The organism is Actinosynnema sp. NPDC023658, assembly GCF_040639995.1.
Taxonomy (GTDB): domain Bacteria; phylum Actinomycetota; class Actinomycetes; order Mycobacteriales; family Pseudonocardiaceae; genus Actinosynnema.
Genome location: NZ_JBFAAX010000493.1, coordinates 1 through 4,392 on the forward strand (window position 1 = coordinate 1; position 4,392 = coordinate 4,392).

Consider the following 4,392-nt stretch of genomic DNA (forward strand, 5'->3'; position numbering starts at 1 on the left):
AGGTTGTGGCAGTGGACGACGTACTTCCCGGCATAGCCGTCGAAGCGGATCGCGATGGCGGCGACCTCCGCGGGACGCAGGTCGACGGTGTCCTTCCAACCGGCGTCGAACGGCCCGGGACCGCTGCTACCACCGGAGAGCACTCGGAAGGGCGCGAGGTGCAGGTGCACGGGGTGGTGGAAGTCCGTGACCAGCCGCCACACCTCGACGGTGCCGAGCCTCGGTGTGGCGGCGACCGCGTCGGGGCTGAAGGGCTGTCCGTTGACGAGCCAGCCCATCCGGAACCGCATGACCCGGTGCACGTCACCGTCGTCGAAGTCGTTGCAGAGGGTGACTTCAGTGCCGGGCGGGCAACCGGCGAAGTCCACCACCACGTCGAGGCGCGTCGACAGATCGTCTGGGGCGCCACCTCGCGGGCAGCCCGCCGTTGTGGACCTGGGTGCTCGGCACCGACGTCGCGTTCGGGATCGACATCCTGCTCGACGAGGCCTGGGTGCCATGGCGGGAGGTTCGCACCTGTCTCGAGCGGGTCCGCCCACCACCTCAGTGCCTCTCGGATGCCGCTTTGCCCGCTACCATGTATTGATCACTGGGGGGTGATCGCGTGTTCCAGCCTCATCTGGCCGAATACCGCTACTACGCGTTGTTCAGGGACGGGCGCGGCATGGGCGACGTCCGCAACGCCGAGGCGCTCTACCGCTCTGTCACCGGCTACGACGAAGAACGGTACGAGGGCCACGGCAGGTGGAAGTCGAGCAGAGACCTGTCCGAAGCGGCGGAACGCGACTCCGACGACGAGTACCGCGAGGCGACCCCGAGCGAGGTCGAGGGGTTCATGCGCCGGATCGACGCGGAGCGGCCCGAGGCACCACCTCCGTCGTCGTCACGGGAAAAGCACGAAGGTGGTGGCTTCGCGGTGTTCCGGCACCCGGCCGACATGGTCGACCTGCGATCCGCGGTCGCGGTGGTGGAGAAGCTGTCGCCGGACCACCGCTTCACGCTGCCGCTGACCGGTTACGAGCGGGACAGGCTGGCCGGCGTCCTCGCTCTGCTGGCGGCACGGCGGCGAGCCACGCCGGTGGACGACCACTACTACTTCGCGGAGTTCGAAAGTCCGAATGACATGGTGGACGTCGACCGCGCGCACGCCTTGATCCGGTGCCCGGCCGACGGCCTGGGGAATTGGGAGACGTTCCTGCACGGTGGAACGTGGTTGCCGGGGCGGAACCCGCACCGGAAGCACGTGCTGCCGGTCGGCCGCGAGGACGTCGAGCGGATCAGTCGGGGAAGGGAGACCGCCGAGGTCAGGTACTTCGACGTGTGGCGCGGCCACGCCTCCGATGGCGGGTACTACCTCCACGACCTCGTTCGCCGCACCGGCTCGGTCGACGAGACCGTCGACGACCTGGGGTGGCGGCCCACCGACGTGCTCGGGCGGCTGGAGCCCGACTGGTGGGTGTTGGAGCTAGGCGAGCAGGGTTTCCGCAGCTCCCGCTACGTCAGCGTGATGATGGGGAGAACACGCGGGTTCGGCGACAGGGCCCACGACTACAACGCGGTCTTCCGCAAGGGGTACGACGTCTACGACCTCAACAACGCCCTCTTCCTGGCCAAGCGCCTGCCGAACCCCTACGAACTCGAGTACGAGCTGTGGACGTCGGACGGCTGGTCACCGACCGGCGACATGCTGCTCCAGTACACCACTCTCCCGATCTCCGAGGAGGAGTTCCAGCGGCTGGCGGCGGCCCACCCGGGCGACTGACCGTAGTCGACGCCCGTGACGACCGCCGAGCGCGGGTATCGAGTGCGAGGCGGTCGCCACGCGTGCCCCGGGGCGGATCCTGCTGGTGGACCTGGGAGAGCTGCCCGACGGGCTGGCGTACCGGGGCAGCAGCCCGGCGAACTGATCGGCCTGGTCCCCCCACACGGTCCCGCTGCACTGAGTGATGAGCCGCGCCGAACTGATCACGGGTGGTCGGCCGGGCGGTCACCCGACGAAGGCCTGATCGTTCGAGCGTGAACACGACGACGTCCGTTCCGGCTCTCCCACCCCGGCGGCCACGACCGGGTGCCGTCTCCAGGTGGTGGTCGATCGGTGGGTTGGCCGGATCGCCCGGGGGTAGCCGAGCTCACGTCAGTCGCGTCCCGGGTCCTGGTGCACCGAGGCGTTCCACAGTGCGCGATCGGATGCGGAGGCCGCCCATGACCCCACCGGCAAGCCCGGCTGGAGGGCGAAGAAGGCAGGACGAGGTGCAGGGGCGGGGTCGGAGGCTGGGTTGGTTGAGCTTCGCCTTGGGCGTGGTGCAGTTGGCGGCACCGGGTGCGGTGCGCCGGCTCAGCGGGGTGGACGACTCCGCGCGGTCGCGGGCGGTGGTGCCGGTCGTCGGAGCGAGGGAGCTGGTCCACGCGGCCGGGCTCCTGACGAGCCGGCGGAAGGGCGCTTGGGCGTGGACCAGGGTCGTGGGTGACGCGATGGACCTGACCGCGCTGGGGGTGGCCCTCGCCCACCGCGGCGGGGGCCGCCGACGACGGCTGGTCGGGGTCACCGGCGCCGTCGCCGGGATCACGGCACTGGACCTGCTGACCGCCGTGCAGGCCACCCGGGAGGCACGCACCAGTTCCGTGCCGGCGGCGCGGGGCGCACGTACAGGAGGAACCGTGGAACTGACGGCAACGACAACCATCCGCAAACCGGCGTCGGAGGTCTACGCGTTCTGGCGCGACCTGGAGAACCTCCCGACGTTCATGGCGCACCTCGAACAGGTCCGCACCACCGGTGACCGGACGAGCCACTGGACGGCCAGTGCCCCGTTCGGCAAGGACGTCGAGTGGGACGCGGAGATCACCGACGAGACGCCCGGCGAGAAGATTGTGTGGCGGTCGATCGGGGAAGCCGCCGTGCCGAACGCCGGCACGGTGCGCTTCACGCCCGCCCCTGACGGTGTGAGCACCGAGGTGTTCGTCGTCCTGGTGTACGAGATCCCCGGCGGCGCGGTCGGCAAGGCGGTCGCCAAGTACTTCGGCGAGGAACCGCACCAGCAGCTCGACGACGACCTGCGCCGGTTCAAGCAGGTCCTGGAGACCGGCGAGGTGGTCCGCTCCGACGGCGCTCCGTGGGGCAAGAGGGCCCGCGAGGAGTTCCCGCAACACCCCGCGCAACCCCTGTCGGATTCCGAGCTCGCGAAGGGAGCGGACGCATGAGGGCGAACACCTGGGCGGGCCGCAACAAGGTCGAGGTCCGCGACGTGCCGGACCCGAAGATCCTGAACAGCCGCGATGCGATCGTCCGGATCACCTCCACCGCGATCTGCGGCTCGGACCTGCACCTGGTCGACGGCTACGTGCCGACCATGCAGGACGGGGACGTCCTGGGGCACGAGTTCATGGGCGAGGTGGTCGAGGTCGGCCCAGGGGTCGATCCGGGCCGGCTGCGCGTCGGGGACCGGGTCGTGGTGCCGTTCCCGATCGCCTGCGGCGCGTGCGCCGCCTGCGCGGCCGAGCTGTACTCCTGCTGCGAGAACTCCAACCCCAACGCCGGGATCGCGGAGAAGATGTTCGGCCACCCGGTCGCCGGGATCTTCGGCTACTCCCACCTGACCGGGGGTTTCGCGGGCGGTCAGGCGCAGTACGCGCGGGTGCCGTTCGCCGACGTCGGCCCGCTGAAGATCGAGTCCGACCTGACCGACGAGCAGGTGCTGTTCCTGTCCGACATCCTGCCCACCGGCTACATGGGCGCCGAGATGTGCGACATCCAGCCCACCGACGTGGTGGCCGTGTGGGGCGCCGGCCCGGTCGGTCAGTTCGCCATGGACAGCGCCCGGCTCCTGGGTGCCGCGCAGGTCATCGCCATCGACAAGGAGCCCTACCGGCTGGAGCTGGCGGAACGGGCGGGCCACACGCCGGTGAACTTCGAGGAGGTCGACGTCCGCTCCCGGCTGCTGGAGCTGACCGGTGGGCGCGGCCCGGACAAGTGCATCGACGCGGTCGGCCTGGAGGCCACCCACGGCAGCGCGCACATCGCCGCCTACGACCGGATCAAGCAGGCGGTGCGGTCGGAGACCGAACGCCCGCACGCGTTGCGCCAGGCGATCCTGTCGTGCCGCAGCGGCGGTGTGGTCTCGGTGATCGGCGTGTACGGCGGCCTGCTGGACAAGTTCCCCGCCGGCGCGTGGATGAACCGGTCGCTGACCCTGCGCACCGGGCAGTGCCACGTGCAGCGCTACATGAAGCCGCTGCTGGAGCGCATCGAACGCGGGGAGATCGACCCGACCCGGATCATCACCCACACGATGTCGCTCGACGAGGCGGCACGCGGCTTCGACATCTTCAAGAACAAGCAGGAGAACTGCGAGAAGGTCGTCCTCAAACCCTAGTGACCACCCGCGTCCGGCC

At 70.0% G+C, this 4,392-nt stretch carries 4 protein-coding genes; 3 read left to right on the forward strand and 1 reads right to left on the reverse strand.

Annotated features, from left to right (window positions below; all coding sequences use genetic code 11):
• A partial coding sequence (locus AB0G02_RS29725; RefSeq protein ID WP_360800356.1) for a multicopper oxidase domain-containing protein occupies positions 1-374 on the reverse strand: 374 nt, incomplete at its 3' end.
• A gap of 230 nt (positions 375-604) precedes the next feature.
• Between AB0G02_RS29725 and AB0G02_RS29730 the strand changes: the two genes are divergently transcribed.
• From AB0G02_RS29730 to AB0G02_RS29740, 3 genes are all read left to right on the forward strand, one after another.
• Positions 605-1,762: a hypothetical protein gene (locus AB0G02_RS29730; protein ID WP_360800359.1), complete on the forward strand. Its 1,158-nt coding sequence runs from the start codon at positions 605-607 to the stop codon at positions 1,760-1,762.
• Between the two features lie 518 nt (positions 1,763-2,280).
• Positions 2,281-3,201, forward strand: coding sequence for an SRPBCC family protein (locus AB0G02_RS29735; protein WP_360800362.1), 921 nt, complete (start codon positions 2,281-2,283; stop codon positions 3,199-3,201).
• Positions 3,198-4,373: a zinc-dependent alcohol dehydrogenase gene (locus tag AB0G02_RS29740; protein ID WP_360800365.1), complete on the forward strand. Its 1,176-nt coding sequence runs from the start codon at positions 3,198-3,200 to the stop codon at positions 4,371-4,373. Before AB0G02_RS29735 ends, AB0G02_RS29740 begins: the two co-directional genes overlap by 4 nt.
• Positions 4,374-4,392 lie beyond the last annotated feature (19 nt).